Origin of the sequence: Albidovulum sediminis (assembly GCF_025380365.1) — a bacterium.
GTDB classification, from domain to species: domain Bacteria; phylum Pseudomonadota; class Alphaproteobacteria; order Rhodobacterales; family Rhodobacteraceae; genus Albidovulum; species Albidovulum sediminis.
The window spans coordinates 1-26,693 of sequence record NZ_JAOCQF010000010.1; the positions used below are offsets into that span (position 1 = coordinate 1).

A 26,693-nucleotide genomic window follows, 5' to 3' on the forward strand; every position below is an offset into this window, starting at 1 on the left:
CCAGCAGGCCCCAAGGTGGCCCTCACCGGCGGGACCGACTTCAACGATCACCGCCTTATCTGGGGCAAGCTCGACCAAGTCCGGACCAAGTATCCCGACATGGTCCTTCTTCACGGTGGTAGCCAGAAGGGCGCAGAGCTCATCGCCGCCAAATGGGCCGAAGCCCGCGGCGTCACCCAGGTCGCCTTCAAGCCCGACTGGACCAAGCACGCCAAGGCCGCCCCCTTCAAGCGCAACGACGCCATGCTGGATGTCCTGCCCGTGGGCGTCCTCGTCTTCCCGGGCAACGGCATCCAGGAAAACCTCGCCGACAAGGCCAAGAAGCTCGGCATCCCGGTTGTGAAGTTCGAGAGGGGGGCGTGAGCCCCCTGCCAACTTACTCGGGGCGAAAGGCCACTCGCCCCGAGTAGATGGTCAATCAAATCGAAGCTGGCAGCTCTCGCGCCGCCGCCGACTGCATGTCAGCCAAGCTGGCATTCCGTCGGGCAAGGGTTTCGTGCCATTCCTGCGCCTCACGATCCTTGAAGAAGCCGGCCGTTGGCGCCGGCCACATGTTCCAAATCATTCGACGATGGACACATCTGCAAAATCTGGACATCAGAGCCGGATAGATTCATCCTCGATCCGATCCACCAGATGCCGGGACAGAACACCTAATGCAACGCTCCCTACCCAGGCATGTGCAGGGAGCGTCGGCGGAACGGCGTCTGCGCGGCACCTCGGGCGTCGTGCGAAATAGGATCGCCATCGCCGGACGAGGTCGCCCCAGCATCACTGACCAGGTGGCAGAACACCGACCCTTCCCCGGATGTGCGGGTCGGGGGCAACTGGGTTTCACAGCGAGGCATGCTGACGGGGCAGCGTCGGAACAGCGCGCAGCCTGAGGAGGGTCCGGCCCTGTCGTCAAGCTTCAATGCCGTGCCGGCAGCGTCGATCAACCCGCTGGCCGCCTGCAATCCGCGCGTATAGGGGTGCCGGGCCTCGCGATAGAGCATCCGGCGCCCGCATTCTTCCATGATCCCGCCATGATAGAGCACGACAACCCGGTCGCACACATAGCGCGTGGCCGCCAGATCGTGAGAGATGAACAAGGCGGCGAACCCGGCGCTGCTTTGCAATTCGCGCAGAAGGTTCAGGATCTGGGCCTGTACCGACACGTCGAGGGCGCTGACGGCCTCGTCAAAGAGGATGAATTTCGGGTTCGTGATCAGCGCGCGTGCGATAGAGACACGTTGCCTCTGACCGCCCGAGAGTTCATTCGGGAACCGGTTTCCGACACCGCTGGCAAGGCCGACGCGTTCGAGCATTTTGTCGACCTGTTTGCGGGCCTCGGTTGCAGAGAGGTGCCTGTCGATCTTTAGCGGCTCCGCCACAGAATGGGCCACTCTCAGCGACGGGTTGAGTGACATGCGCGGGTTCTGCAACACGGCGGCCAGCTGACCCTTGAGCTGTTTGCGGTCAAGTTTCGCGATTGGCGTTCCGGAAAATTCGATCGTCCCGCTTGTCAGTTCCTGAAGACCCAGACAAACCCGCCCCAGTGTGGTCTTGCCAGATCCGGATTCGCCGACCAGCCCGACGATCTGGCGAGGCTTGATATCGATGCTGACATTGTGAAGCGCGTTGACGATCCGGGGCGCCCAAGGCGGGCCGGATCTGAACTGAACGCTGGCATTCCGGATCGAAATGATGGTGGTCATGATGCCGCCTCGCCGTGGATGTCACCCAACCGGATACAGGCGACTTTCGAAGATCCGCACGCAACCAAGGGCGGAAAACCGGCGCTGCACGGTGCGGTACGATAGATGCAGCGATCCGCAAAGGCACACCCCGGGGCGCGTGAGATCGACGGAGGCGGCGAGCCTTCCAAGCTCTGCAGCACCGCGTCTTCTCCCTCCTGGCCGGGTTCCGACGCCAACAGCGCCATGGCATAAGGATGGCGGGGGCCGACGATAAAATCCTCTGCCGGTGCAATTTCGACAAACCTGCCCGCATACATTACGCCGATCCGGTCGCAATAATTTGAAATAACGGGGATATCGTGGCTGATGATGATCATCGCCGAGCCGATCTCGGCACACCACGCCGTCAGAAGATCCATGACGCTGCACCGGATCGAGGCATCAAGCGCCGCCGTGGGTTCATCGGCGATCAGCAGCCTAGGTTTGCGAATGAGCGCCATTGCGATCACCGCCCGCTGCGCCATCCCGCCGGACAGCTGATGCGGATAACTGGGCAGCACCCGGCGCCAGTCGGTCAGCCCGACATGTGCCAGGGCCTCAATCGCCTTTTGCCTCCAGGCGGATGCGGAAATCAGCCGCCTGAACTGGGCGCCGATGGTCTTGGTCGGATCCAGCGTGTTCATCGGGTCTTGAAACACATAGGCAATGTCATTCGCCCGATAGCTCCGCAGCTCCTGGCCAGAAAAGGACAGCACGTCCTTTCCGCCAAACGTAATATGGCCGTTTTCCACCACGCCGGCCGGCCCCAAAAGCTTGCCGATGACCGATGAAAACGTCGATTTTCCGCAGCCGCTTTCACCGATGATGCCAAGGATCTCGCCCTGAGCCAGAGTCAGCGAAACCTCAAGCAGCGCGGTGACCAGATGATCCCTGGTGCGGTAGGAAATGGTCAGGCTTTCAACATTCAGCAGATCTCTCATCACCTCATTCCTCCAGGCAGCGGGCGCGGACGGGGTCGAAAAAGACCCGCAACCCTTCGCCGATCAGGTTGGTGCTCCAGATCGCGATCACGAGGAATATGGCGGGTCCAAAAACCAGCCATGGCGCGACAGTGATGTAGACGCTGCCTTCGCGCAGCAGCGATCCAAGTGATGCCGCCGGCGGTTGCGGGCCGAGCCCGAGAAAGCTCAGCGCGCTTTCCACCAGCATGCCGATGGATATCGAATATGCCACTTGGGTGACCACGGGAACTGAAATGTTGGGCAGGACATTCACCAGCAACAGGCGCGCCGGCGATGCACCGGACAACCATGCGATGGTGACGTAATCGGTCCCGGTGACCTCCATTGCGGCGGCGCGCACCACTCGGACGATCGGCGGAAGCGTCACCAGAATGATGGCGCAGATCGCGGCGAACTCACCCGGGCCGACGATGGCCGTGATCAACAGCCCCATGAGTACGGCCGGAAAGGAAAAGACGATGTCCGAAAATCGGCTGATGATCTCGTCCAGCGCCTTGCCGGAATAGGCAGCGATCAACCCGATAGCTACTCCGGCCACCGAGGCAAGCAGCACAGCGATGGCCGACAACAAGATGGTGATCCGGGCACCTTGCAGCACCCGTGAGAGCATGTTGCGGCCAAGATTGTCGGAGCCGAAAACCAGATCGGCGCTAGGCTCGGACAGCCGTGGATGCGCCGCCACTTGATCGGGCGGATCGAGCGGCAGAAGCGGCGCCAGCAAGGCAACAAGGATCAGGACCATCATCGTCACGGACGCGGTGCCCGCCAATCTGTCGGCCCGGTTGAAGTCGCGCCAGTGGTGGATCACAGGCTGCAAGATCATTGCCTTATCCCTTGCGCAGGCGCGGATCGATCAGCCCATAGGCGACGTCGGCAGCCATGTTGATGAGGACAACGGCACAGGCGATCACCAGGACCGTCGCCTGCACGATGGGATAGTCACGATTGAGCAACCCCTGCACAAGAAAGCGTCCCATGCCAGGAACTGAATAGACATATTCGACGATAATCGCGCCACCGATAAGATAGGCCAGATAGATCGACAAGGTCGTCACCAGAGGATTCGAGATATTGCGCAGGACATGGCCCCGCACGATGTCGCGCGGTTCCTCGCCCCTTGCCTGTGCGGCCATGATGTAATCCTTTGACAGAACGCCGATCACGGCATTGCGCGTAGTGGTGATGAAGAGCCCGATTCCGACCGCCGACAGGGTCGCAGCCGGCAGGATGACCGATTTGATGTGGCCGATGGCATCTTCGTGCCAAGGCACCCACTGACCCACGGTCAGGCCAAGCGAATAGCGCGAGAACACATAGAGAAACACGCTGGCAATCACGAAATCGGGCACGCTCATGATGAAGCTGCCGGCCACCCGCGCAATGCCCGAGACGGCAGTCCGGCGATGCGCCAGCCCCGACCAAAGGCCCAGCGGGATGCCGATCAGGGCAGAGGTGATGGTGGCCAGGACGGCAAGCTCGATCGTGACCGGCACCCGTGTGGCAAAGCTGTCCGCGATCGGATCCTGGGTGATCAGCGATATTCCCAGATCGCCTGTCGCAACAGCGCTCAGCCATTTGACATATTGCACCGGAAGCGGTTGGTTCAGCCCGAATTTATCGGCAATTTGTTGACGCAGCTCCTCGGGCCCGCGCGGTGCAAGGACATCTTCGAAACTGCCCGGCAGCATGTGGATGGCGACAAAGATGAACATTGACACACCGATCAGGGTAAGCAGCGCGCTGCCGACCCTGAAGGCGATGAATTTGAGGATCTGCGACATAATGCTCAGGAAAGCTCGAAAGTTTCGGCATTGCGCAAGGTATGCGCGTAGCCTTCTACAGTGGCGAGCTTGGCTTGCAGCCTGTCCTTGCGATAGGCGATCGTGTCCTGCCGCGTAACTAGCGGAATGACATTCGCGGAGGCGTCGATCTTCTCGCACAGATCCTGCAGCACCGGCCCCCGTGCGTCGCCGCCGGTCTGATAGGCCGCATCGATGGCGGCATTGACCGCGTCATCATGGACCACGTGGCCCGCAGTAAATCCGGCCACACCGGGATTCCACCACAGTGTCGAGATCGCCGGGTCGGCATAGCCCGCATACCAGGTGATCGTTGCCTCGAACTGGCTCGGGTTGTCGATCCAGGCGCGCTGCACCCAGATGCCTTCATCCACCACTGCGATATTCGCGGTCAGGCCGATCTTGGCGACACCCTGAGCGATCACCTGTGCCATCTGGATATCGGCGGGGATGTTGCGCACCAGAAGTTCGAACGCGAGTTCTTCGTTGCCCGACTCGGCGACAAGCTGTCTGGCCCGATCCAGATCCTGGCCGAAATTCGCAAGTTTCGATGTATCGCAGACCCCGAAAGACGGCGCCATCACCGCGGTCGGCTGGCCGCCGCCGCCAAGCGCGATACTGGCGATGAGATCGCGATCAAGGGTCAGCGCCACAGCCTGGCGCAGCTTAACATCCTGGAACGGCGACTGATCCCAAACGGCGTTCAGGCCCAGAATGTAGTAATTGGTCACTTCCTGGACGCTGACTTCGACATTGGGGATGCCGCGCAGCAGCAGGGCCGCGTCAGGGCTGGCTTCAAAACTGGCGATATCGACAGAGCCATCGCGCAGTTGAGCGATTCTCGTGTTGTCGCTTGGGACGATCTTGACAACGATCCGGTCAATTTTGGGCAGGCCGTCCTGATAGTAATGCGGGTTGCGTTCCAGCACCCAGTTGTCGTCCTGCTCATGCGAGACAATCCGGTAAGGCCCGCTGCCGAGCATGTCCTTGGTGACGTCCAGCTCACCGTTTTCGATCAGCGACATGGGAAGGATCGAACACATCGTCGCGGCAAGGGCGGCAAGCAGCGGGGCGTGTGGCACCTTGAGCGTGATACGCACCTGCGTGTCGCCGACGGCCGCAACATCCTCGATCTGGCCCATCGGCCGAAGCCACCACGATGCCGTGGCCGGATCCTGGACGCGCTTGAGGCTGCCAACCACGTCGGCAACCGTGACATCCGCGCCGTTCGAGAATTTCACCCCAGAGCGGATGGTGAAAAGATAGCTGGTCGGGCTTTCCTGCTCCCAGCTTTCGGCGATGGCCGGAGTCGGGTTCAGCGTATCATCGACGTCGATCAGGCTGTCATAGACTAGATGCAGCATCTCCCACGATGAGCCCAGTATGGAAATATGCGGGTCCAACATCGTGGCTTCCAGCGGCTTGGCCCATGTCAGGGTCGATGCGCCCTGCGCGCGCAGCATGTCGGGCATACCTGCTGCCGATGCGGCCGCGATCCCCGTCACGGCCACGTTGCGCAGGAAACTGCGGCGCGTCAACGCCGATTTGATCTCGCCGATATTCAGAGCGGCGGGGTTGTGGTCATTGGTCATCGGTGCCTCCCATTATTTTAGAAACTTTGTTACGCGAATTTTTTTTTCAACAGGCCCCGCGCCTCTTCGATAATGGTTTCCTGATGCGGTTGCAGATCTTGCCCGCCGAAGCCGGAGACATATTCGTCGAAGGGATCGGTGACCTTTGTGCGGATGCCGGACAAGGTTTCCATCACCGCCAGGCCGCAATAGGGTGCCAGGGCACGCGAATAGCCGCCTTCATGCACCATGGCGATGCGCCCCTGACAGACATCATCGGCACAGTGCATCAGCTGCCTGGTGAGGGTCGCATAAGCACTGCTGTGCAGCATGAGCCGCGCCAGTGGATCAAGACCGCAGGCATCGAAGCCGGAACAGACAACGATAAGTTGCGGCCGGTAGGCGCGCAGCGCCGGAATGACGACACGTTCAAAGGCGGCTTCATAGGCGCCTCGACCCGACCCCGGAGGCAGTGGCACATTGATGTTGTAGCCTTCGCCCCGCCCCGCGCCATTGGCCGACATCGCACCGGACCCAATCGGGAACAGGTTGTTCTGATGCAGCGAGATGGTCAGGACTGCAGGGTCTTCATAAAAAATCTCTTCCGATCCGTTGCCATGATGCGCATCCCAGTCGACGATTGCGATACGATCGAGCTGGTACTTTTTCTGCATCTCGCGAATGGCGATCGGCGCGTTGGCGAAAACGCAAAACCCCATCGCCTCGTCCGGGCGGGCATGGTGGCCCGGCGGGCGGACCAGCGCATAACCGTTCCTGACCCGGCCGTCGAGAACCCTGTCCATGACGGAAATGGCGCCACCGGTCGAGATCCGCGCGATATCGAAACCCTCGTTACCGATGAATGTGTTCAGTCCGACCTCGCCGCCGCCGCTTCGGCTCTTTTCCTTGATCCTGTCGATGTAACTTTGCGGATGCACCCGCGCGATCTGCGCAATTTCGGCAGGCTCGGGCTGGATAAGCTCAAGCTTGCCCAGCAGCCCGCTGACCTCCAGCAAGTTGCGAATGCGGCGCTTGGTTTCCGGCTCTTCGGCATGCCGGTCGGGCTGGACCTGAAGCCCGGTCGGAACGAAGGAACTTACATTCCCGGCGTCGTGCCACATACAAAGCTCGTGATAGACCAGACCGGTCGCCATTTTGATGCCCATGTCATTCTTGCTGAGGAAGGAGTGTAATGGAATTGGTGGCCGGTCGTTATGATCAGAGTCTCGCAACCTTGGTGCGGGCGTCTCAATTCGCGGCCCGACGGGTCAGCTTCGTCGGCCGATCCCGTTTTTAACCTCAGTCGGGCTGACGCCAAAGGCAGCTCTGAAGGATTTCGAGAAATGCACATGGTCGGGGAAACCGACGCGATAGGCGACTTCGCTGATGCTACAGGCCGATCCTTCCGAAGAGCTGAGCAATTCATAGGAATGCGCCAGGCGCATGTCCCGAAGCGTTGAGCCAAAGGTCAGGTTGTAGCCATTGAAGACCCTGTGCAGATGCGACACCGACACCCCGATGTCTTCCGCCGCGCTGCGCGCCGAAAGTTCCGTGTTCATGTAATGCCGCTCGATATGGCCGATGAGCCGCAGCAAAAGACCTTCACTGCCCGTCGACCCAGGAGCCCTGATGTGGATCCGTTCGGCTCGCAGCAGCAGCAGGATGGTATCGATCACTTGGCGGCGAAGATCCTGGCAAAGAACTTCCCTGGCGGCGGACGGGACAGCGCCGATCGAGCTGATTACAGCAGCCGCCATGGGAAAGAGTGCCGCGGCACTTTCAAAAGCCTTCGCACAATGTAAATGCGCTAACCGGTACCGCTCCAGGATATCGCTAATCGGCAGATGCACAGTAAAAGCACGGCTCGGACTCAAACACGACAATTCGTAAGGCTCGCCAGAGCGCAGCATAACATAATGTCCGGCCTTTAGGGTTCCACAGCGCGCCAGCTGATTAAAAAACATCTCGCCGTCTGTGACAAAGACGAAGACGAAATACTCGGTACTGTCGCGGGCGATGTTGGGCCGTGTGCGAAAACCGCGTGCGGTGGTGCTACGAAATTTGGAAATGTTGACGTCCGAAAGTTTAACGACTTCGATCTTAGCATCCAGTTCAACGCCTGAATCTTCTATAATATCAATGGAATAGTAGGCAGCCGACATCGAGCTTTGCCATTCTTCGAGCCGGGAATGTTTCGAAAACTCACATGTCTGATATACGAGATCTGGCGCTATCAGTAGCTGGTCCATCCAAACCTCTTTCTAAGGTCAGGCGCTCTTCACGTTAAGCGACAATTCCGTACCTAGGTCATGCAGACAAATGGCCAAGCCAGAGGCGGATCGACGTTGTGTCGAAGAAGCACAAGAAGCTCTCGGCTGTCTTGTCGTAACGGGTAGCCACGCGGCGGGCGCTCTTCAGCTTGTTGAGGCAGCGCTCGATAAGAGTCCGCAGCCGGTAGAGGGTGCGGTCCACCGCCACGCGCAGCTTGCGGGACCTGCGCATTGGGATAACCGGCACGACGTTGCGCGCCTCAATGGCTTTGCTAACCTTAGAAAAGCGATAGCTATGATCAGCCCACCATGTCAATCCCCTTTTGCCAATACGGCCTAAGTTAACGGGGAAAGGTGGAAGCTCGTCCCACCCACAAGTTCTGCAACAATGCCGTTTCATAGTGTCTATTTTGGACCTATCGGTGTGCTCTGGCTTTGTCGCAAGGACGCATCATGACCCCAAGGTCCAGCGTCTTTTGCTTTTTGTAGATGGATAATCATAGAATTAGCCGCACGCGTTCGGTCGCCCTTTACCAGGCTTTCTAGTATTTCCAAATGCTCCATGCACGAGTCCCTGAGCCGGCCAGCATGCAAGAGGGAATTGTATTCAAGCAGGCGTCGGAGTTTATTTTGCTGCTGCATTGCTTGAATCACGTAGCGATTCTGACTGCAGTTCGCAAGGAAGAGATGAAAATCGGCATCCAGTCGGAATAGTTCGGCTGAATTCCAGTTTTCCGGTTCGGCGCTGAGGATACTGCGGTGCCTGTATTCCTGAAATTCGGCGCCGGGGCCATCGAGCTCAAATGATTGGCTAATCATTCCCGATGGCTCTATGATCATTCGAAAATCATAACTTTCGTCATGAGCATCTTGCGAGTTGAGGGTTGGTTCAAACTGCCAACCATAACCCGGCAATCGTGAAATGATTCCCTCATCGGACAGAGAATTGAGAATCCGCTGCGCCGTCAGGCGGCCCAGCGAATAGCGTTTGCGTATTTCGCCTTCCGACATTTCCTTGGGCACGGCGCCCTCGAACCAGTCGCGGGCGATTGCCTCCTTGATGATCTCGTCATCGGTCTTGGGCAGCCGATCGAGAAAGGCCAGAAAGTCGTCATGGGCCGCCCTCACAAAGAAGCCGCGGTTGGCCTCCTTGTCGACGAGCCCCTCACTGAAAAGAAGGCCAAGCGCAGCCCGCACCGGAGACCGGGAAACATTGAGCGTCGCCGACAATTCCGTCTCGCGCAGGTGCTGGCCGGACTGGAGCCCGCCGCTGATGATATTCTCGGCGATCTGGCGGGCCAGTTGCAGCTGGAGGTCACTTGCAGAATGCTTCATCGTATCGGTCATCTGGCAGCCTGTCGCATCTCGCCGGACCCTTGCCGCACCGTCAAGGCATTTCGAAAGGCTGTGGGTCGTTGAAACGGCGCAGCACGTTTTCGGTCATGCGGGCGATATCGTTGTCATAGCGGTTCCAGGCAACGGCGCCGGCCCAGGCGATCGAACCGGTCGAAAAGACCGCACCGCCGCCCGCGGTCTCGAAGAAGGTAAGGTCCGACCGGATGATTTCGGCCTGCGTGCCCGTCCAGTCCGGCGTCGGGTCAAGAAGGTCTTCGGGCACCATCAGATAGATGTCGGTGTGGCGGACCGAGGAGCCAAGGACGACGGCATGATCCGGCGTTCCCTGACCGGCATCCGCCCGGTCGACCTCAAGCCCTGCCGCGCCCCCGCCGGCAAGGCCATAGTCGCCGATGACGGTTCCGTCGATCCCGTCGAAGATGAAGGCGGTGCGGGCTGTCCGGCTGTCGGGATTGATGACGTAGGGCTCGGAGATGTCGAAGCCCTGCGAGGTCATCCCGACGCCGCAGAGGTGGTTCGGCGGATGGCCGTTGCGGCGCCACAACCCGCCGTATTCGCCGGTGAAACCGTGGAAGAACTGGCCGTGACCGGGTTCCCAGGGCCGCACACCCGCCTCGGAGCGGCGGCATTCCATGAGGCCCGGCATGTCTTCGTTGAAGCTGACGACCCAGTAAAAGCCGTTCCCGCCCAGATACATCAGCCGCCCGCCGCGGTCGGTAAAGGCCTGGACCGCTTCGATCATGTTGCGGGTGTAGTATTCCGGATGGGTGCCGGTCAGGATGACGTTGTAGCGACTGAGCAGGCGCAGCCCGTCGGCATGGATGTCTTCGTCGGTGATCACGTCGAAGTCCTGCCCGATATGGTCAAGCCAGCCCAGGATGTGGGTGTCGGCGTTGAACTGCCAGATGTTCGAGCCATAGCCCCCGAGGTAGGATTTCACCTTGGGCTGCAGATCGACCAGGGGCCGCAGGCGCGAGGTGTGGAAGACGCCCGTGCCATCATTGTGCACTTCGTAATGCGAAAAGCCGATCTCGGGATGCGCCTGCAGGAACATGTGGTGGCGATCAAGCTCGACCGCGCGGCCCATGCCGATCTCGGTGCCAGGAACGTCCAGCCCAAGGCGGTGGTTGCCATAGGCGAGGTAGCTGCAGGTCGGGAAAAGAAAGGCGACGGTGTTGGCCGAGGCGCGATCCCGCGGCGGGCGGACCACGAAGACGCAGTAATAGGCGGCATCCTCGTCGCCGTCGGGCACAAGGCGCACCGCATAGACGCCGCTCTTCAGGTCGTCGGGCACGGTCAGCGTGAAATCGGCGCTCCAGCCGGCATCATGCAGGTCGGTGCTATGGAAGTGGATCGCCGAATAAAGTTCGGGTCGCTTCTTCCAGTCCAGCTCCTGGCCCTGCCACAGCCATCCCGTCATCGCCCGCTTGGGTGCGTTCCGCGTCTTGCCGTCCAACCGGAAGGGGCCGACATCACGGATGCTTTGCGTCATCATCCGTTCCGAGAAATCCCAGGCGGCCAAAAGGTCACTGCGCCGGCGCAGCGCCTGGACATCCGCAAGGATCGTCACAAGGCGCTCGACGGCGATCGGCTGAAGAAAGATCGCAGGCCGGTCGATCTTGCCGTCGAAAAAGCCGGTCAGCTCGCCCTCGGTGTCGCGGGTCGCGGCGATGATGCATTCTTCGGCGGCGGGCCCGGCCTGAACCGCCTGTGCCGTGACGATCCTTGGCCTGGCCGCGGGCGCCGCGGTGCCGGGCGCGGCCAGACTGGACAGGACAAGCTCCCGCGAGGCCGCATCATAGGCAAGGCTCACGATCTGCCACTGCCAGACCGTCAGCGGGGCAGCGCTTCGCACTTCGGCCTGACCAAGGCGGCCGACCAGATGCCCCCCGGCGTCAATGCCCAAGCTGGCAAAGCCGGGCAGGGCGATCACAAGGCGCTCCTTGCCGGTTGTCAGCGTCGGCTGAATCACCGCCGCCAGCGTGAAACTGCCAAGGCCTTTCAGCGCCTCATGGCCCGGAATGATCACCGCCGAGCCGGGCTTGAACGCCTTGGCGACGGCGTGACGTTCGCCCCCCAGATCAAGGGCGATGGCTTCGTCCTTGTAGCCGGGGCCTTCGGGATTGGTATCGCCCTGGATGATCCGGCGCAGGTCGGCGTGATAGGTCCTGGCGCCGAAGGACGAGGCCATGACCGTCAGCGCCTCACCGGGGGCGACGGTCAGTTTGTCGGTATAAGCTACGATCGGAAGCATGGTCGTCTCATCACGAAAGGGTGGACAGTTGATGGTCGAGGTCCTGCCCGGTTAGGTCTCGCCAGCGCCTTTTGAAGATGTCGCGCTCGGCATCCAGAAGGTTGTCGTAGTAGACCCCCGCGACGGCTTCGACCCTGCCGCCCCGGGCGGCGGGCAACCGCCCAAGTTGCCAGCGGGAATAGCGCTCGACGACGATCAGCACGTATTTGAAGGTCCAGTCCGGCCCGCGCATGCGGTTCAGGACCCTCTGCAGGCAGGGGCTGTGGTATCCGATCGGGGCCGCCAGAAACTCGCGGGCATAGGGAAGATCGGCTTCGGTGATCTGATAGCGGGCCATCGTATCCTCGGAGAAAATGGCGGGATATCGGCGCGATATCCCGCCAGGCAGGGAGCAGCGGATCAGTTCGTCTTGACGCGGTCCCAAGCCCGCGTATAGACCCTGAGCGCCTTTCCGAGGTCTTCGAAGATCTGAAGCTTGGCGCGCGTTTCGGGCGGCGGGTTGATCGAGGGGTTGTTCTTCAGCTCAACCGGAAGCAGTTCGATGGCCTTCAGGTTCACCGAACCATTCGTCAGGCGCTCGGTGTTCATGGCCGAAACGTCGGGACGCATCATGAATTCAAGGAACTTCAGGGCGTTGTCCCGGTTGGGCGCGCTGGCAAGCAGGCAGATGTCCTCCTGGTACATCGTGGCGCCCTCTTGCGGGACGACGAAGCCCAGCAGGTCGGGGTTCTGGTTCACGTTGAGGACGGCGCCGACATAGTAATGCGCGGCCGCCATATCGCCCGAGGTGACGAGCGGGATCACGTCATAGGCAAAGGCCCCGATATTCGGCTTTTGCGCCAGGATGAACTCTTCGGCCTTGGCAATCTCGTCGGGGTTCGCGGAATTGACCGATGCCCCCGTCATGATCAGGCCGACGCCAAGGGTTTCCCGCAGATCGTCAAGCATGGCGATCTTGCCCGGATTGGCCGCCCCGTAGTCGAAGAACTGCTGCCAAGAGGTCAGCTCGGGAATCGCGGTCTTGTTGTAGAGGATGCCGACCGCACCCCAGGCATAGGGCAAGCAATAGTCGGCCGCCGGGTCTTCCTTCGAGCGCAGGGCGCCGGGGTCGATGTTCTCGAAGCCGGGCATCTTGTTGACCCCGGTTTCCTGCAGCAGGCCCAGCTTTTGCATTGTGTCATGCATGTGAACCGACGGCCAGATCAGGTCATAGCCCGTTGCCCCGGCCTGGATGCGCGCCAGCATTTCCTCGTTGGTCGAATAGGTGTCGAGCGTCACGGCGACGTTGAACTCCTTGCCGAATTTGTCGATGACATCGGGGCTGATGTAGTCACCCCAGTTGTAAAGGCTCAGCGATCCTTCGGCCGCCGCCGGGGTCGCCAGACCTGCGGAAACGGCGATTGCCATCAGACAGGGGCTAACGTTCTGCACATTCTTCATTTTGCACTCCGCTGTTGGTTTTGGTTTGACGTCAGGATTTTCGGCTTCGCAGGTAGAGGCCGATTGCGGCCACGGTGAAGGTGAAGGACAAAAGCAGGATCGCCAGCGCATTGATCTGCGGCCGCAACCCGCGGCGCATCATTGCCAGGATGAAGAGGGGCAGCGTTTGCGAGCCGACGCCGGCGATGAAGTAGGTGATGACCACGTCGTCGAGCGAGATGATGAATGCCAGCAGGAACCCGCCAACAACGCCCGGCATGATCTGTGGCAAGGTCACCCTGCGGAAGGTGGTCAACGGCCCGGCGCCAAGATCGGCCGAGGCCCGCTCGAGGCTCATGTCCATCCCGGCAAGGCGGGCGCTGACCACGACGAAGACATAGCTTGAAAGGAAGGTCGTGTGGCCGATGATGACGGTCAGCAGGCTCAACTCAAAGCCGGCGCCGACAAAGAAGATCAGCAGCGCGATCCCAAGGACGATGTCCGGAACGATCATCGGCAGGACAAGCAGCGCCTGATAGACCTTCTTGCCGACGAAGTCATAGCGCCGGATCGCGATTGCCGTCGCCGTCCCGATGACGGTCGAGATGGTGCTGGCGGAAAGGGCGACGATGGCGCTGTTGCGGACCACCTCGAAGATCCGGTCGGGCGACTCGGTAAAGGCCGCGTCGAAGCTGCCCGCCGTGCCGGCCCCGAAGAAGATGGTCTTGTACCAGTCAAAGGTGAACTCGGTCCAAACCGCCATGTTGATGGGGTTCGCATTGAAGGAATAGACAAAGATGAGCGCAAGCGGCAGGTAGAGAAAGATCAGGAAGACAAGGCCATAGGCCTGAAACAGCCTCCACCAGCCCTTTGATGACATGATCCTTTCGAACATCAACGGGTCCCCTGTCCTTCTGACTTTGACTGACGGCTAAACTGGAGGGAAAAGAGAACCACGACGAAGGCCATGATCAGCAGCGCCAGCGCCGCTCCGAACGGCCAGTCGCGCGACTGCAGGAACGAGCGTTCGATGAGGTTCCCCGTCATCTGCACCTTGGAGCCGCCCAGGAGCGAAGGCACGATGAAGTTTCCAAGCGCCGGAATGAAGACGATCACCGAGCCGCCGATGATTCCCGGTGCCGTCAGCGGCAATATGATCCGCCATAACGTCTGCACATTGGTCGCGCCAAGATCGCGCGAGGCCCTGACGAGTGAATAGTCCAGCTTTTCCACGTTTGCGTAGATCGGCAGGAACATGAACGGCGTCAGAACATAGACCATGCCGACGATCACCGAGAAATTCGTGAACAGCAGGTCAAGCGGCTCGATGATCAGGCCGGTCGATTCTAGCAGGGTGCTCAGAAACCCGGTTGGCCGCAGCAGCAGCAACCAAGCATAGATGCGCACCAGCATGTTTGCAAAGAACGGCAGCGCGACCAGAAAAAGGACCAAGCTCTTTCTTGGCCCTTTCATGCTGGCAACCCAGAAGGCCGCCGGATAGGACAGTAGCAATGTGCCCGCGACCGTCATGAGCGCAATCTGAAGCGAATTCAGGAAGATCTTCAGATAGATGGGGTCGAAGACCTCGTAGTCGTTCAACGGCCAGCCGATCAGGCGGCCGTAGTTGTAGGGATACCAGTTCCATTCGACCCCACCGTAAAGGCCGGGTTCAAGGAAGCTGTAGACGACCATGATGCCCAGGGGGATCAGGAAGAACACGCCCAGCAGGATGGTCAGCGGGGCAAGAAGAAGGATCAGCGTCCTTCGGTTGCGGCTTGCGGTCGCGCCCGTTTCTGCCATCTCAGGCACCCTTGCATTCGATGACATGCGCGGCTTCGGGCGTGTAATAGAGCGTGACATCGGCGCCCGGCCCATAGGCGGCTTCCGTTGACCCCTTGTTATGGCGGTGCCGCACGACGGCGGTCCGGCCAAGGCCCACGTCGACGTGCAGATGCATCTCCGAGCCGACAAAGACCGATTGCGTGACCGTCCCCTTGATGGCCCTGTCGCGCGCCTCGCCGCTCAGCTTCAGGTGTTCGGGCCGCAGGACGGCGCAGGCGTCATCGCCGACGCCGAAGCGATCGGAGGCCACGGCCAGCTCGCGCCCGTTCGCGGTCTTCAGCGTCAGGGTCCGCCCCTCCTTGGCGATCACCTTTCCCTTGAAGATGTTGCTGGTTCCGACAAAGTTCGCGACAAACTCGTTTTGCGGCTCGTCATAGATCTCTTTGGGCGAGGCGAGCTGCTGCACCTTTCCTGAGGCCAAGACTGCGACGCGATCCGACATCGAAAGCGCCTCTTCCTGATCGTGCGTGACGAAGATGAAGGTGATGCCGACGCTATGTTGCAACGACTTCAACTCGATCTGCATGGACTCGCGCATCTTGCGGTCAAGCGCGGAGAGCGGCTCGTCCAGCAAAAGGACCTTCGGCTTCAGGACCAGAGACCGCGCCACCGCGACGCGCTGCTGCTGGCCACCCGAGAGCTGGTTAGGCATCCGGGCACCAAAGCCTGCCAGGCCAACCTGCTCCAGCGCTTCTCCGACACGGCGAGTACGTTCCTTGCGTTCGACATGTGCAACGTCAAGCCCGTATGCGACGTTGCGCTCAACGGTGAGGTGCGGAAAAAGCGCGTAATTCTGAAACACCGTGTTGAATGGGCGCCTGTGCGCGGGGATCCGGGTGAGACTTTGCCCAGTGAGGGTTATGTCTCCGTGATCAAGGTCTTCAAAGCCCGCAATACACTTGAGCAGCGTGGTCTTTCCGCAGCCCGAAGGCCCGAGCAGGCTGATGAGCTCGTTGCTGCGGATATGCAGGGTGACATCGTCGAGCGCACGAATACTTCCGCCCTCGGGCGTCCGGTACATCTTTGTTGCAGATCTGATCTGCAGAAAACCGTCCACAGGCGAGTCCTCCAGGTCGTTTTCATCTTGCTTTGTGTATTTAACAGTACTCAAAATACATAATCAACAACTTTGGTGAGACATGCCGCCAAAGGCGACGAAAGGACTGAAACAATGACCAAGAAACGCGCACGCGCCCTGGGACTTCGCTTTCGCGGAACGCCCGGCCCCCGGAATTCGCTGGTCGATGTGCCTGGACTGCGCGTGGGGCAGTCCCAGGTCCTTAGCGAAAACGAATCAGCCGGGGCGCAAATTCGCACCGGGGTCACGGCGATCCTGCCGCGTGGCTTTGACCGAACCCCAAGCCCGGTTCTGGCCGGCTATTTCTCGCTGAACGGCAACGGCGAGATGACCGGCAGCCACTGGATCCGCGACTCGGGCAGGTTCCTTGGCCCGATCTGCCTGACCAACAGCCATAGCGTGGGCATCGCCCACCATACCGCGGTCAGGTGGATGATCTCGCACTATGCCGGCGTCTTCGAGGCCGAACATGTCTGGGCCATGCCGGTGGTGGCGGAAACCTATTACGGTGTCCTGAACGAGACATCAACGGCCAGCAGGTGACTGAGGAACATGTCCTCTCGGCCATACTCGGCGCGACCTCCGACTGGGCCGAAGAAGGCAACACGGGCGGCGGAACCGGCATTATCTGCTACGAATTCAAGGGCGGAACCGGCACCTCGTCGCGCCGCATCAGGATCAGTGACAAGACCTTTACCATCGGCGTCCTGGTTCAGGCCAATCACGGCCTGCGCGACTGGCTGACCATTTGCGGCGAGGCGGTTGGCCTGTAGATGCAGGAGGACCGGCTGATCGAGCACGAGACCGGCTCGATCATCGTGATCATCGCCACCGACCTTCCGATGCGTCCTGACCTGTTGTCGCGGCTGGCGCGGCGGGCCGGGCTTGGCATCGGTCGCGCCGGAACGCCTGGCGGCAACAATTCCGGCGACATCTTTCTGGCCTTCAGCACCGCGAACGAACTGCCGACGCCGGGGCTTGGACCGGACTTTTCGCAGATGACGCATATCAACGACGATCTGCTGGACACGGCCTATCTGGCCACGGTCGATGCAACCGATGAGGCCGTGATCAATGCCATGATCGCCGCCGAGGATACGCCGACGTTCAAGCCGAAAGGGCGGGTTTGCCGGGCGATTGACACCGCCCGACTGGTCGATTTGTTGCGCGCCGCCGGCAAATGCGATCAGCCGATCGGCTGATCAGGCCGGCTGCGCCCGGAAGTGGTAGGACTTGAGCCGCGTCAGATGGTCAAAGGCATGGGCCGACAGGGAACACCCGCGGCCCGTGTCCTTGACCCCCGTCCAGGCCAGGCCCGGGTCAAGATAGTCGCAGCGATTGGCAAAGCAGGTGCCCGTTTCCAGACGCAAGGCGATGGCTTCGGCGGCGGGAAGGTCGGCTGTGCAGATCGAGGCCGTCAGCCCATAGTCGCTGTCATTCATCATGGCGATTGCCTCGTCGTCACCGTCAACTGCCATGATGCCAACGACGGGACCAAAACTTTCCTCGGTCATCACCCGCATGTCATGGGTGACGTCGACAAGAACCTGCGGCGCGAGATAGGGCGTGCCCGCCCTGTCGGCCGGGAAGAGGCCCGGGTCGATCAGCGCGCGCGCCCCCTGTTCGCAGGCTTCGGCAATCTGTGCGCGCACGAATTCCGCGGCCCGGGTGCTGGCGACCGGTCCAAGCGTGACGTCCGCCGCCGTCGGATTTCCAAGCACATAGGCCTCGGTCAGCGTGACGAACTTTTCGACGAACTGCGGGTAGATGTCCTTGTGAACATAGATCCGTTCGATCCCGCAGCATGACTGGCCAGAGTTGAAGAACGCGCCGTCGACCAGGTTTTCGGCGGCCCAGTCGACATTCGCATCGGCCCGGACGTAAGCGGGGTCCTTCCCGCCAAGCTCTAGGTCGATGCCGGTGAAATGTGCCGCATTGATCGTTTGCAGGTGGCGGCCGACCGAAACAGAACCGGTGAAAACGATATGATCGTGCAGCCCCTCGCCAATCAGGGCGGTCGTGTCATCATTGGTGGTCATGCAAAGCTGAAATACCCCGTCCGGCAATCCCGCAGCCGCGAAGGCCTCGGCAAAACGCTCGCCGCAGACCAGCGTCTGTGCCGAGTGCTTGAGGACGACCACGTTGCCAGCCACGAGCGCCGGAAAAATTGCGTTGGTCGCCGTCAAATAGGGGTAGTTCCATGGTGCGATGACAAAGACCGTGCCCAGCGGCTCCTTGCGGATCGTGCGCAGGAACAAACCGTTTTGCGGCAGGATATCCTCTTCCAGAGCCTGAGGCGCGATCGCCAGCATATGTCGCGCGCGCTCTTCAAGGCCACGAACCTCTCCGCCGCATTGCGACACAGGCCGCCCCATCTGCCAGGCGATTTCTGTGGCAATCTGGGACTTTGCCGCGACCAGATGGTCGACAGCCTTCTCCAAAAGCGCGCGGCGCTCGGCAAGCGGCGTCGCGGCCCAAGCGCCGCGCGCCCCCTTCGCGCGCGCAAAGATCGCGCGCGCCTCGGCCAGCGAGATCGCGGCGCGCTCGGCATAGATTTTCCCGTCAACCGGGGAAACGCAGGTAATCTTCATGGCGATCCAGTTCCCCCCGGTCAGAGAATTTCGAAGTAACGCTTCAGTTCCCAATCCGTCACCGCACGCGTGAATTGACGGGCCTCAAACAGGCGGGATCCGGCAAAGTGCTGGGTAAAGGCCGGGCCGAAAAGGTCAGCCGCGGCCTTTGAACCGCCAAAGATCTCCGCTGCCGCTTCAAGGTTCGGCGGCAGTTGCCGCGCGATCGGGATCTGCCGCTCATAAGCATTTCCCGTCGAAATCTCGTCGGGCTCGATTTCCTGCTCGATCCCCAAGAGACCGGAGCCAATCGCCGCGGCCATCGAAAGATAGGGGTTCACGTCGGAGCCCGGCACGCGATATTCGAGCCGGTGGGAGTTCTCGGAGCCGGGGATCACCCGGACAGCGACAGTGCGGTTGTCGACCCCCCACGTCGCCGCAGTTGGCGCCCAGAAACCCGGGGTCAGCCTGGCAAAGCTGTTGACGTTCGGCGCAATCAGGGCGGCGAATTCGCGCAGATAGGCAAGCTGGCCGCCAATGAAATGGCGCATGGTCTTGCTCATCGAATAGGTGGCGCTTGGATCGTAGAAGCAGGGCTTGCCGTTCAGCGTCCACAGTGACAGATGAGTGTGCCCGCTTTGCCCGGAGAGGGCGGCGTTCCACTTGGCCATGAACGTCGCCATCAAGCCGCGCTTCTGAGCCAAAATCTTCATGAAGGCCTTGAAGACTGACGAATTGTCGGCCATCGCCAGCGCGTCATCCACGGCAATTGCCGTCTCGAGAACGCCAGGTCCGGTTTCGGCATGCAGGCCTTCAAGCTTGATTCCGATCGACCCGAAGGTGTCCAGGATGTCCTGATACAGATCCTCATGCACCAGCGATCGCAGCGCCGAATAGCTGAAGCTGCCCTGCGATAAGGTACGAAGGTTCTGGAAGTTTTTCTCGTGAAGACCGTTCGACGTCTCCTCGAACATGAAGAACTCGAATTCCATGGCCGCCTTGACGGCAAAGCCCATGTCCGAGGCGCGGGCCAGGACCCGGCGCAGTACGCCGCGCGGACAGATCGCTTCGGCAGAGCCGGCAAATTCACTCAGGAAGAAGACCGTCTCGTTGTCGAAGGGCAGGATCATCCCGCTTTCGGGGAGGATCCGCAGGTTGGCGTCAGGAAAGCCCGAATGCCAGCCAGTGTAGGCAGCGTTGTTGTAAAGGTTGTCGGCGACATCCCATCCCAGCACGGCGTTACAGAAGCCGTAGCCACTGCGAAGCGCCGAGAGGAACTTTTCCCGACCGATGAACTTGCCGCGGAAGACCCCGTCGATATCGAAGAATCCAACCTTCACATGCGAGGGCGCGCGCTCGGTAATAAAGGCGTGGGCGTCCTCCGCCGACGTCAGGTTCAGCTTCTGACCTGTCATGCTTTCATCTCGTGCTTTGTTTGGGGTTACGACGTGTGGGCGTCAAGCAAGGCCGCGGCAATCAGGTCCGCCCAGCCAGCAATTTCGGATTCGCTGCGCAGCAAATCGTTTCGCACCTCAATCATGCTGTAGGGTATGCTGCGGACCTCGGCTTGGACCCGAATTGTGTGATCCACCGCGTGCAGGGGAGAGTAGGGTTCGTTGTCACCGACAACAAAGTCGGTCCTTTCCCTAAACCAGCTGATCAGTCGTTTCGACAAGGCTGGTTGCTGGTTGTAAATGAACCCAATGTGCCACGGACGCGCGATGCTGCGGACACTCTTGTTAAAGCTGTGAACCGCGATGAAGGCGAAGCGTTCGGCGCTCTGCTGGCGTCGCTCGATGGTGCCGGTCAACGCATCGTGGAAGGGGCGATAGATCTCGCGCTCTCTTGCGGCTCTATCAGCGTCGGTCAGGCCAAGGTTGCCCGTCACGCAGCTGCCATCGGCGTCGGTGACAAACGCGCCGGGGTGGCCGACCGTTCGGTTGCAGTCATTAACCAATCTGGAATAGCGCTGCAGGATCGCGGGGCTGTCCGTCCGAAGTGCCAGCAGCTCGGTCAGGCGGCGTGCCCCGATATCCCAGGCGATGTGGCGCGCCAGTTCGGTTGCATCAAGGCCCATGGTCCCCAGCCGCGTTGGAATTCGGTTGCTGGCGTGTTCGCAGCCGAAGACGAAGGGTCCGGTCCCCTTTGGGTTCAACCATTCAACGGCCTGCGGCTCGTCTGCGGCGAGAACGGCGGTCGTGCGCAAGGCACGATTCGCTGCACGGTCCGAAACTGCGGGTTTAGAGGCCGACATCGGCAAAGACTTCGTCAACGGTTTCCTCAAGAATGTCGAAGATCTGGTCGATCTCTGCCTCGGTGATGATGAAGGGCGGGCCCAGGACGATTGCCTGCCCGAGCGGCCGGCAGATCAGGCCTTTCTTAAGTGCCTTGTTGGCGATCCGTTCCGAGATTTGCAGATGGCCCGGCAGCGGTTGCTTGGTCTTCTTGTCCGCGACGATTTCCACCGCGCCCATCAGGCCGACACCGCGGGCTTCGCCGGCATATTTGTGCTCGCCCAGCTTCTTCAGCCGCGCCATGAAGCGTCCGCTGACCTTGTTGACATTGCCAAGCAGGCCCTCGTCTTCGATCACCGCCAGCGATTTCAGGGCAACCGCGCTGCCAAGCGGATTGCCGCCGGCGGTGAAGCCGTGCGGGAACTCCTCGGCTTCTTCGGACACTTTCATCAGCGCGTCGCAGAAGGCCTTGCCCAGGATGACCGCGCCCATCGGGAAGTAGCCGGCCGTGATGCATTTCGACGCGACGATGATGTCCGGCTGCATGTCATACTTCACGCTGCCCCACATCTCGCCGGTGCGGCCGAACCCGCAGATCACCTCGTCGGCGATGAAGGGGATGTTGTATTTGCGCAGGATCGGGCGGATCGCCTCGAAATAGCCTTCGGCAGGCACGATCACGCCACCGGCGCCCTGCACCGGTTCGGCGAACATGCCGGCGATCGTGTCGGGGCCTTCCTTGAGGATAAGCTCTTCAAGATTGCGCGCCAGGCGGGCCGAAAACTCCAGCTCGGTTTCGCCTTCAAGCCCGAAGCGCCAGTAATGCGGGCAGTCGGCATGCAGAAAGCCCGGCAGCGGCAGCCCGAATTCGGCGTTGTAGGCCTTGCCGGTCATCGAGGCCGTCGCGACGGTGACGCCGTGATAGGCGTTCACGCGGGTGATGATCTTGCGGCGCTGCGGCTGGCCATTCCGGCGATGCAGCATCCACAGCATCTTGACGACGGTATCATTCGCCTCCGAGCCCGAGTTGGTGTAGTAGACCTTGCCTGCGTCGAAAGGCGACAGCTCGATCAGCTTCTCGGACAGGGCGACGGTGGTGTCGGCGACGCGACCGAAGAAGGCGTGGTAGCCGGGGAACTTCCGCGCCTGGGCGCAGAGAGCGTCGATGATGCCTTGATGGTTGAACCCGGCCACGTTGTTCCAGAGGCCCGAGTTGGCATCGATGTAGCTCTTGCCGTGCACATCGAAGACCCGGATGCCGTCCCCATGCGTCAAGATCACCGGACCTTCGGCATTCAGCGTACCCAAGTCAGTGAAGCCGTGGAAAACGGCCTGCATGTCTCTCTGTTCCCAAGAATTGCTCACATTGGTGTCCATAGCGGTTCTCCCTTTGTTGTATTTACAGTTACCAGAAAAACAATTCTGGGTAAAGAGGTTTCTGCCGCGATACGGTGCATCGGGAAGACGAGGTGCCGCGCCCGCGTTCTGCTGGAGGTATGGAGTGCCCCGGCGCCACGAAAAGGATGAGTGCGCGATCCCTGCGGCGGCTTACGATCGTCGGGGCGAAAAAGTTCGCCATCAAGCGGCACATCTTGCAACAGCACGGTCAGGCATTTGGTTGTAAGCGGTGCGAGAACCCCGTCAGGCTTTCAGCTTGACAGCTTCTGGAAAGCCCAAGGCATAAGGTCGTCGATGCGCGATGCGCGATGCGCGATGCGGGGTGGCCTTTGGCGATGGCAGTCAGGGTTTCGCGCAGGTAAGCGTATGGGTCGACGGCGTTCAGTTTGCAGGTTTCGATCAATGAGGCCATGCGGGCCCAGGTGCGTCCGCCCTCGTCATGACCGGCGAACAGTGCGTTTTTGCGATTATGCAGAACTCAGCATAACCGCAATTATGCGCACCATGTGATTATGCGCAGCCCGCCGAGGGAAGCGCCTGCAAGGCTGACGCGCCAGCGATTTTCGGCACGACGAACTGCGCATAATTCAAAGGTTCTGAAGAAACCGCATCAGCTGGTCCGGGGGCCGATACCGGCCGGGGCTCGCTCCGACCGGTTGCAGCCGGTTGAGAGTGCGCTTCTTCATTGAGAGATCGGCCTCGAGGTACATATGCGTTGTGGCGGGGCTCTCGTGGCCCAGCCATAGGGCGATCACGGTGATGTCGACGCCGGACTGCAGCAGATGCATCGCCGTAGTGTGGCGGATTGTATGCGGCGATATCGAGCGTCGTGCGAGTTGGGGATGACGCTCCGCGGCGACCGAGACAGCCAGGTCGAGGCGTTGGGTGACGTTCGATCGCGCCATCCTTTCTCCGCCCCGGCTTGGGAACAGGAAATTGTCATCCCCGGCGTTTTCCAGCTGGCGCTTCCAGCCCCGGATCAGCGACGCGGTTGATCGCCAGAGCGGCATGCTTCGTTCCTTGCGCCCCTTGCCGTGCAGATGCGCGGTCGTCGTGCCATCGATGATGACGTCGCCGACGCGCAGGCCGATGGCCTCCGACACGCGTGCGCCGGTGTTGTACATTAGACTGAAAAGCGCTCGATCGCGCTGTCCCGCCCAGGTTCGAGGATCCGGCGCTTCGAGGATCGCCTGCATCTCCTGGCGCGACAGAAACCCAAGTACCGGCCGGTCAAACCGCTTCATCGGGATGGCCAGCGCCTGCTCGATCACAGGGAGTGCTGTCAGGTCGTAATGGGCGGCATACTTCAGGAAGGATCGGAGCGCCGCCAAACGGGCGTTTCGGCTGCGGGCGCCGTTGTTGCGTTCCTTCTCCAGATGATCGAGGAAGTCGAGGATCAATCGGGCGTCAAGATCGACCAACGCCAATGCGGTCGGGGCCTTGCCGATACTGGCCTCAGCGAAGCTGAGCAGCAGTCGGAACGTGTCGCGGTAGGCGGCGATGGTGCGCGGGCTGACGGCTCGCTGATGGCCCAGGTGCTCAACGAAGAAGCGCTGAAGCAAGGTGGGAAAAGTCGGCGTCGTGATCGGATCAGCCATGGTGACCCTCTCCGGTGATGGCCGCGAAGTGCTCGAAGCGCGCGCCGGCGATCGCCATCAGATCTGGAACGCCGGTCAGATACCAGTAAGTGTCTGACACCTTGGCGTGGCCAACATAGGTTGAAAGCGCGGCCATGGCATTGCCGATATCGGCGCCGCGCTCATGCCAAAGCTGGACGCGACGGCAGATGAAGGTGTGGCGCAGATCGTGAATGCGCGCCTGGGCATGGGCGCCACGCGCCGTCCAGCCGAGGTCGCCTCGCAGCCGCTGGAACACCCCATGAATGGTTCGCTTCGACAACAACCCTCCCGATGACGACAGGAACAGCAGCGCATTCCGGTCGGTAGTGCCGTGACGTGACCGCACCGCCAGATAGCGGTTCAACGCCGCCGCCACGGTCGGATGCACTGGCACGTGTCTGGATTTGCGAAACTTGGTGTTCCGGACCGTAAGGACGCCCTGTTCGAGATCGACATCGCCGCATCGCAGGTGGAGCGCTTCCGAAAGCCGCAGGCCGGCGGCGGCGATCAACCCGAAGATCATCTCGTAGGTCGCTGGTCGCAATCCACCGTGCGGGGCAAGGCGCCGGGCGGCAGCGAGGAGATCGCGGATCTCCTGCTCCGAGTAGATGTGCGGCGCCAGGCGGCGATGCGAGCGGCCAAAGATTGCGGTCTGCGGGAACTCGGTCGCCGGATCAAGCCGGGCCAAATACCGTGCGAATGGACGAAGGACGTCCAGGCGGCGCGCCCAGGAAAACGGCTTGGCGTGCCTGGCATGACCCTGCACCCAATCCAGGGTGATGCGGGTCGTCAGCGGGCCGGTATGGCCCACCGCGTCGACGAAGCGGGCGAAAGCGGTGATCTGGGTGCCGGGAATGCGCAGGTCGAACCCCAAGGCACGGCGCTCGGTCAGGTAATCCTCGGCCAGCGAGAGCATAGCGCGGGCCTCGGTCATGACGCGCTCTCCGGCCAGGGCAAGGCCACCGCCGCGAGCTTGGTCAGATCGACCTTGGCATAGATTGCCGACGTGTCGAGGCTGCGGTGCCGCAGGACGTCGGCAATATCCTTCATCGGCGCGCCGGTGCGTAGAAGCCGGCTGGCCACGCTGTGCCGCAGAATATGGACTCCTGTGCGGGTCCATCCGCATCTTCGATAGCCCGCCAGAACCGCGCGCTTGACGACGCCCTTCTCGATCGGCTCGTCGTACGGGGCGACGTGGCGGACAAATATGGCTCGGTTCGAGGTCTGGGGCCGCTCCTCGCGCAGATAGCCGGCGATCGTGCTACCGGTCGCCGCAGGCAAGGGCAGGACATCGGCGCGCCTCCCCTTGGTTCCGGTCAGGCTGATCGTCCCGTCGGCCCAGTCGATGTCTTCGAGGCGCAGGCCGACGACCTCGCTGCATCGCAGGCCGAGATCGATCAGACACCGGGTCATCGCATAGGCTCGCCGGCGCGACGGAAAGGGCTGATCGAATGATCGGAGCAGTTCGTCGATCTCAGTGTCGGTGAGAACCTCCGGCAGGGATGCCAATCGCCAGTGAGCCGCCCGTGGAATGCCGGCCGCCAGTTCGCTGACCCGGTCGCCGGACAGGGTGCGGAACCGAAAATAGCAGCCGATGGCGCCGCCGATCACACCGATGGAGCCAGCGCTACGCCCATCCTGGCCGAGAACGAAGCGCCGCACAGAGGCGGTGCTGATCTTCGAAATCGTGATTGGTTGGTCGCCGAAATGGGCAAGCAGAAACGCGCCGGCGATCCGACTGCGCTGACAGCGGGTATTGTCCGCCAGGCCCCAGTCATCACGCATGTGGGCGTCAAAGCGCGCCAACTCTTGCGCAACGGCCGTTTCCGAGGCGGGATCCAGTGCTCCCACGCCATCGGCCCGTAACACTTCCAGCAACTGGGCGAGTGCGGCTCGCAGCTCGTGGCGCAAGCGCCGGACCGGATAGGGACAACTGCACGCTGGCATATGCTCTGCCAGGAAGCGCGCGACCAAGGCCTCGCCGATCGCGCTCAGGCCGCATCGTTCCCCGGTCAGCCAATGGGCGAAGTGCGCAACGCAGCACAAATAGACACGCTGGGTGCTCGGGGCATACCGCCCACGGCGCAGGTGCGCGCCAAATCGCGAAACGTACGGCTGAATAACGCTGTCCTCCAGCCACATGCGGGGCTGCGAATGGACGACGATCACCTTGGACATGTTGACCTCCTGTCGGGCAGAACGAACCCAAGAGGAGATCAGGATTATGCGCAGTTCGTCGTGCCGAAAATCGCTGGCGAGTCAGCCTTGCAGGTGCTTCGCTCGGCGGGCTGCGCATAATCACATGGTGCGCATAATTTTGATTATGCAGAACTCAGCATAACCGCAAAACTGCCTTCTTTGCGGCAATGCCCGGAGGGGCCGCGGACATGACATTATTTGGCCAGCAAGCAGGGGCGAATCTCCGTCAGCTTTCGCTTGTCCATGTGACGCGCCTTTTGGTCTGCAGCGCCTCTACATTGCCATCGACCGCGATCCGGCGGGGCGACGCGCGGCGGAGAGATTGACCATCAGAGCCAGCGAGGCCGGGATTGCCGTTCGGGTGCTGGAACCAAGGCTCGGGG

General features: G+C 61.2%; 24 protein-coding genes and 4 pseudogenes. 5 read left to right on the plus strand and 23 right to left on the minus strand.

Features of this window, described 5'->3' with window-relative positions; all coding sequences use genetic code 11:
- The coding region (locus N5I32_RS20850; RefSeq protein WP_261497843.1) for a DUF2493 domain-containing protein at positions 1-363 on the plus strand (363 nt) is incomplete at its 5' end.
- Between the two features lie 305 nt (positions 364-668).
- Here the strand turns inward: N5I32_RS20850 and N5I32_RS20855 are convergent.
- The 15 genes and pseudogenes from N5I32_RS20855 to N5I32_RS20925 form a co-directional block, all read right to left on the minus strand.
- Positions 669-1,697, minus strand: a complete 1,029-nt coding sequence (locus N5I32_RS20855) for an ABC transporter ATP-binding protein (protein ID WP_261497844.1) — start codon at positions 1,695-1,697, stop codon at positions 669-671.
- A complete protein-coding gene (locus tag N5I32_RS20860) occupies positions 1,694-2,659 on the minus strand; it encodes an ABC transporter ATP-binding protein (RefSeq protein ID WP_261497845.1) in 966 nt (321 codons plus the stop codon). Before N5I32_RS20860 ends, N5I32_RS20855 begins: the two co-directional genes overlap by 4 nt.
- Positions 2,660-2,663: 4 nt before the next feature.
- Positions 2,664-3,524, minus strand: coding sequence for an ABC transporter permease (locus tag N5I32_RS20865; protein ID WP_261497846.1), 861 nt, complete (start codon positions 3,522-3,524; stop codon positions 2,664-2,666).
- Positions 3,525-3,528: 4 nt separating this feature from the next.
- Entirely contained in the window at positions 3,529-4,482 is a 954-nt protein-coding gene (locus tag N5I32_RS20870) for an ABC transporter permease (RefSeq protein WP_261497847.1), read from the minus strand.
- Between the two features lie 5 nt (positions 4,483-4,487).
- On the minus strand, positions 4,488-6,092 hold the full coding sequence (locus tag N5I32_RS20875; protein WP_261497848.1) for an ABC transporter substrate-binding protein: 1,605 nt from the start codon (positions 6,090-6,092) through the stop codon (positions 4,488-4,490).
- Between the two features lie 29 nt (positions 6,093-6,121).
- Complete coding sequence (locus tag N5I32_RS20880) at positions 6,122-7,237, minus strand: class II histone deacetylase (protein WP_261497849.1); 1,116 nt, start codon at positions 7,235-7,237, stop codon at positions 6,122-6,124.
- A gap of 102 nt (positions 7,238-7,339) precedes the next feature.
- Positions 7,340-8,320: a helix-turn-helix domain-containing protein gene (locus N5I32_RS20885; RefSeq protein ID WP_261497850.1), complete on the minus strand. Its 981-nt coding sequence runs from the start codon at positions 8,318-8,320 to the stop codon at positions 7,340-7,342.
- Positions 8,321-8,378: 58 nt separating this feature from the next.
- Positions 8,379-8,606, minus strand: a pseudogene (locus N5I32_RS20890) (IS5/IS1182 family transposase); the annotation flags it as partial.
- 140 nt (positions 8,607-8,746) lie between these two features.
- Positions 8,747-9,688 (minus strand): GntR family transcriptional regulator, encoded by a 942-nt coding sequence (locus N5I32_RS20895; RefSeq protein WP_261497851.1) that lies wholly within the window; start codon positions 9,686-9,688, stop codon positions 8,747-8,749.
- Between the two features lie 40 nt (positions 9,689-9,728).
- The gene (locus N5I32_RS20900; RefSeq protein WP_261497853.1) at positions 9,729-11,951 is read right to left on the minus strand and encodes a N,N-dimethylformamidase beta subunit family domain-containing protein; all 2,223 of its coding nucleotides are present in this window, start codon (positions 11,949-11,951) and stop codon (positions 9,729-9,731) included.
- Positions 11,952-11,961: 10 nt separating this feature from the next.
- On the minus strand, positions 11,962-12,288 hold the full coding sequence (locus tag N5I32_RS20905; RefSeq protein WP_261497854.1) for a N,N-dimethylformamidase alpha subunit family protein: 327 nt from the start codon (positions 12,286-12,288) through the stop codon (positions 11,962-11,964).
- A gap of 62 nt (positions 12,289-12,350) precedes the next feature.
- Positions 12,351-13,391 (minus strand): ABC transporter substrate-binding protein, encoded by a 1,041-nt coding sequence (locus N5I32_RS20910; RefSeq protein WP_261497855.1) that lies wholly within the window; start codon positions 13,389-13,391, stop codon positions 12,351-12,353.
- A gap of 31 nt (positions 13,392-13,422) precedes the next feature.
- Positions 13,423-14,265 (minus strand): ABC transporter permease, encoded by an 843-nt coding sequence (locus N5I32_RS20915; protein WP_261497856.1) that lies wholly within the window; start codon positions 14,263-14,265, stop codon positions 13,423-13,425.
- Entirely contained in the window at positions 14,265-15,245 is a 981-nt protein-coding gene (locus N5I32_RS20920; protein WP_261497857.1) for an ABC transporter permease, read from the minus strand. Before N5I32_RS20920 ends, N5I32_RS20915 begins: the two co-directional genes overlap by 1 nt.
- Entirely contained in the window at positions 15,172-16,269 is a 1,098-nt protein-coding gene (locus N5I32_RS20925; RefSeq protein WP_261497858.1) for an ABC transporter ATP-binding protein, read from the minus strand. Before N5I32_RS20925 ends, N5I32_RS20920 begins: the two co-directional genes overlap by 74 nt.
- Positions 16,270-16,383: 114 nt before the next feature.
- Between N5I32_RS20925 and N5I32_RS20930 the strand changes: the two genes are divergently transcribed.
- Together N5I32_RS20930 and N5I32_RS20935 are read left to right on the plus strand one after the other, a co-directional pair.
- The gene (locus N5I32_RS20930; protein ID WP_261497859.1) at positions 16,384-16,833 is read left to right on the plus strand and encodes a P1 family peptidase; all 450 of its coding nucleotides are present in this window, start codon (positions 16,384-16,386) and stop codon (positions 16,831-16,833) included.
- Positions 16,830-17,492, plus strand: a pseudogene (locus tag N5I32_RS20935) (P1 family peptidase). The gene N5I32_RS20930 and the pseudogene N5I32_RS20935 overlap by 4 nt, the downstream one beginning before the upstream one ends.
- Here N5I32_RS20935 and N5I32_RS20940 read toward each other — a convergent pair.
- The 8 genes and pseudogenes from N5I32_RS20940 to N5I32_RS20975 all read right to left on the minus strand — a co-directional run bounded on the left by N5I32_RS20940 (position 17,493) and on the right by N5I32_RS20975 (position 26,289).
- The gene (locus N5I32_RS20940; RefSeq protein ID WP_439648226.1) at positions 17,493-18,887 is read right to left on the minus strand and encodes an aldehyde dehydrogenase family protein; all 1,395 of its coding nucleotides are present in this window, start codon (positions 18,885-18,887) and stop codon (positions 17,493-17,495) included.
- A gap of 14 nt (positions 18,888-18,901) precedes the next feature.
- Complete coding sequence (locus N5I32_RS20945) at positions 18,902-20,275, minus strand: glutamine synthetase family protein (RefSeq protein WP_261497861.1); 1,374 nt, start codon at positions 20,273-20,275, stop codon at positions 18,902-18,904.
- Positions 20,276-20,301: 26 nt separating this feature from the next.
- On the minus strand, positions 20,302-21,066 hold the full coding sequence (locus N5I32_RS20950; protein ID WP_261497862.1) for an N-formylglutamate amidohydrolase: 765 nt from the start codon (positions 21,064-21,066) through the stop codon (positions 20,302-20,304).
- A 34-nt stretch (positions 21,067-21,100) separates the two neighbouring features.
- A complete protein-coding gene (locus tag N5I32_RS20955) occupies positions 21,101-22,471 on the minus strand; it encodes an aminotransferase (RefSeq protein ID WP_261497863.1) in 1,371 nt (456 codons plus the stop codon).
- Between the two features lie 272 nt (positions 22,472-22,743).
- A pseudogene (locus tag N5I32_RS20960) lies at positions 22,744-22,961 on the minus strand (transposase domain-containing protein); the annotation flags it as partial.
- 118 nt (positions 22,962-23,079) lie between these two features.
- Positions 23,080-24,090 carry a tyrosine-type recombinase/integrase gene (locus N5I32_RS20965; protein WP_261497864.1) on the minus strand — a complete coding sequence of 337 codons (1,011 nt, stop codon included), beginning with the start codon at positions 24,088-24,090 and terminating at the stop codon, positions 23,080-23,082.
- Positions 24,083-25,045 (minus strand): tyrosine-type recombinase/integrase, encoded by a 963-nt coding sequence (locus tag N5I32_RS20970; RefSeq protein WP_261497865.1) that lies wholly within the window; start codon positions 25,043-25,045, stop codon positions 24,083-24,085. The genes N5I32_RS20965 and N5I32_RS20970 overlap by 8 nt, the downstream gene beginning before the upstream one ends.
- Positions 25,042-26,289, minus strand: a complete 1,248-nt coding sequence (locus N5I32_RS20975; protein WP_261497866.1) for a tyrosine-type recombinase/integrase — start codon at positions 26,287-26,289, stop codon at positions 25,042-25,044. Before N5I32_RS20975 ends, N5I32_RS20970 begins: the two co-directional genes overlap by 4 nt.
- 209 nt (positions 26,290-26,498) lie before the next feature.
- Between N5I32_RS20975 and N5I32_RS21390 the strand changes: the two genes are divergently transcribed.
- Entirely contained in the window at positions 26,499-26,636 is a 138-nt protein-coding gene (locus tag N5I32_RS21390) for a hypothetical protein (protein WP_369414378.1), read from the plus strand.
- Positions 26,594-26,693 (plus strand): annotated as a pseudogene (locus N5I32_RS20985) (toprim domain-containing protein); the annotation flags it as partial. The gene N5I32_RS21390 and the pseudogene N5I32_RS20985, both read left to right, overlap by 43 nt.

Bases quoted from the DNA above. Each gene is read 5' to 3' on its own strand.
- N5I32_RS20870 (WP_261497847.1), bottom strand. From the start codon at position 4,482: ATGTCGCAGATCCTCAAATTCATCGCCTTCAGGGTCGGCAGCGCGCTG.
- N5I32_RS21390 (WP_369414378.1), top strand. From the start codon at position 26,499: ATGACATTATTTGGCCAGCAAGCAGGGGCGAATCTCCGTCAGCTTTCG.
- N5I32_RS20895 (WP_261497851.1), bottom strand. From the start codon at position 9,688: ATGACCGATACGATGAAGCATTCTGCAAGTGACCTCCAGCTGCAACTG.
- N5I32_RS20970 (WP_261497865.1), bottom strand. From the start codon at position 25,045: ATGACCGAGGCCCGCGCTATGCTCTCGCTGGCCGAGGATTACCTGACC.
- N5I32_RS20955 (WP_261497863.1), bottom strand. From the start codon at position 22,471: ATGGACACCAATGTGAGCAATTCTTGGGAACAGAGAGACATGCAGGCC.
- N5I32_RS20860 (WP_261497845.1), bottom strand. From the start codon at position 2,659: ATGAGAGATCTGCTGAATGTTGAAAGCCTGACCATTTCCTACCGCACC.
- N5I32_RS20865 (WP_261497846.1), bottom strand. From the start codon at position 3,524: ATGATCTTGCAGCCTGTGATCCACCACTGGCGCGACTTCAACCGGGCC.
- N5I32_RS20885 (WP_261497850.1), bottom strand. From the start codon at position 8,320: ATGGACCAGCTACTGATAGCGCCAGATCTCGTATATCAGACATGTGAG.
- N5I32_RS20915 (WP_261497856.1), bottom strand. From the start codon at position 14,265: ATGTTCGAAAGGATCATGTCATCAAAGGGCTGGTGGAGGCTGTTTCAG.
- N5I32_RS20875 (WP_261497848.1), bottom strand. From the start codon at position 6,092: ATGACCAATGACCACAACCCCGCCGCTCTGAATATCGGCGAGATCAAA.
- N5I32_RS20930 (WP_261497859.1), top strand. From the start codon at position 16,384: ATGACCAAGAAACGCGCACGCGCCCTGGGACTTCGCTTTCGCGGAACG.
- N5I32_RS20965 (WP_261497864.1), bottom strand. From the start codon at position 24,090: ATGGCTGATCCGATCACGACGCCGACTTTTCCCACCTTGCTTCAGCGC.
- N5I32_RS20900 (WP_261497853.1), bottom strand. From the start codon at position 11,951: ATGCTTCCGATCGTAGCTTATACCGACAAACTGACCGTCGCCCCCGGT.
- N5I32_RS20905 (WP_261497854.1), bottom strand. From the start codon at position 12,288: ATGGCCCGCTATCAGATCACCGAAGCCGATCTTCCCTATGCCCGCGAG.
- N5I32_RS20855 (WP_261497844.1), bottom strand. From the start codon at position 1,697: ATGACCACCATCATTTCGATCCGGAATGCCAGCGTTCAGTTCAGATCC.
- N5I32_RS20920 (WP_261497857.1), bottom strand. From the start codon at position 15,245: ATGGGCCGGGCGCCGATGTCACGCTCTATTACACGCCCGAAGCCGCGC.
- N5I32_RS20975 (WP_261497866.1), bottom strand. From the start codon at position 26,289: ATGTCCAAGGTGATCGTCGTCCATTCGCAGCCCCGCATGTGGCTGGAG.
- N5I32_RS20945 (WP_261497861.1), bottom strand. From the start codon at position 20,275: ATGACAGGTCAGAAGCTGAACCTGACGTCGGCGGAGGACGCCCACGCC.
- N5I32_RS20910 (WP_261497855.1), bottom strand. From the start codon at position 13,391: ATGAAGAATGTGCAGAACGTTAGCCCCTGTCTGATGGCAATCGCCGTT.
- N5I32_RS20880 (WP_261497849.1), bottom strand. From the start codon at position 7,237: ATGGGCATCAAAATGGCGACCGGTCTGGTCTATCACGAGCTTTGTATG.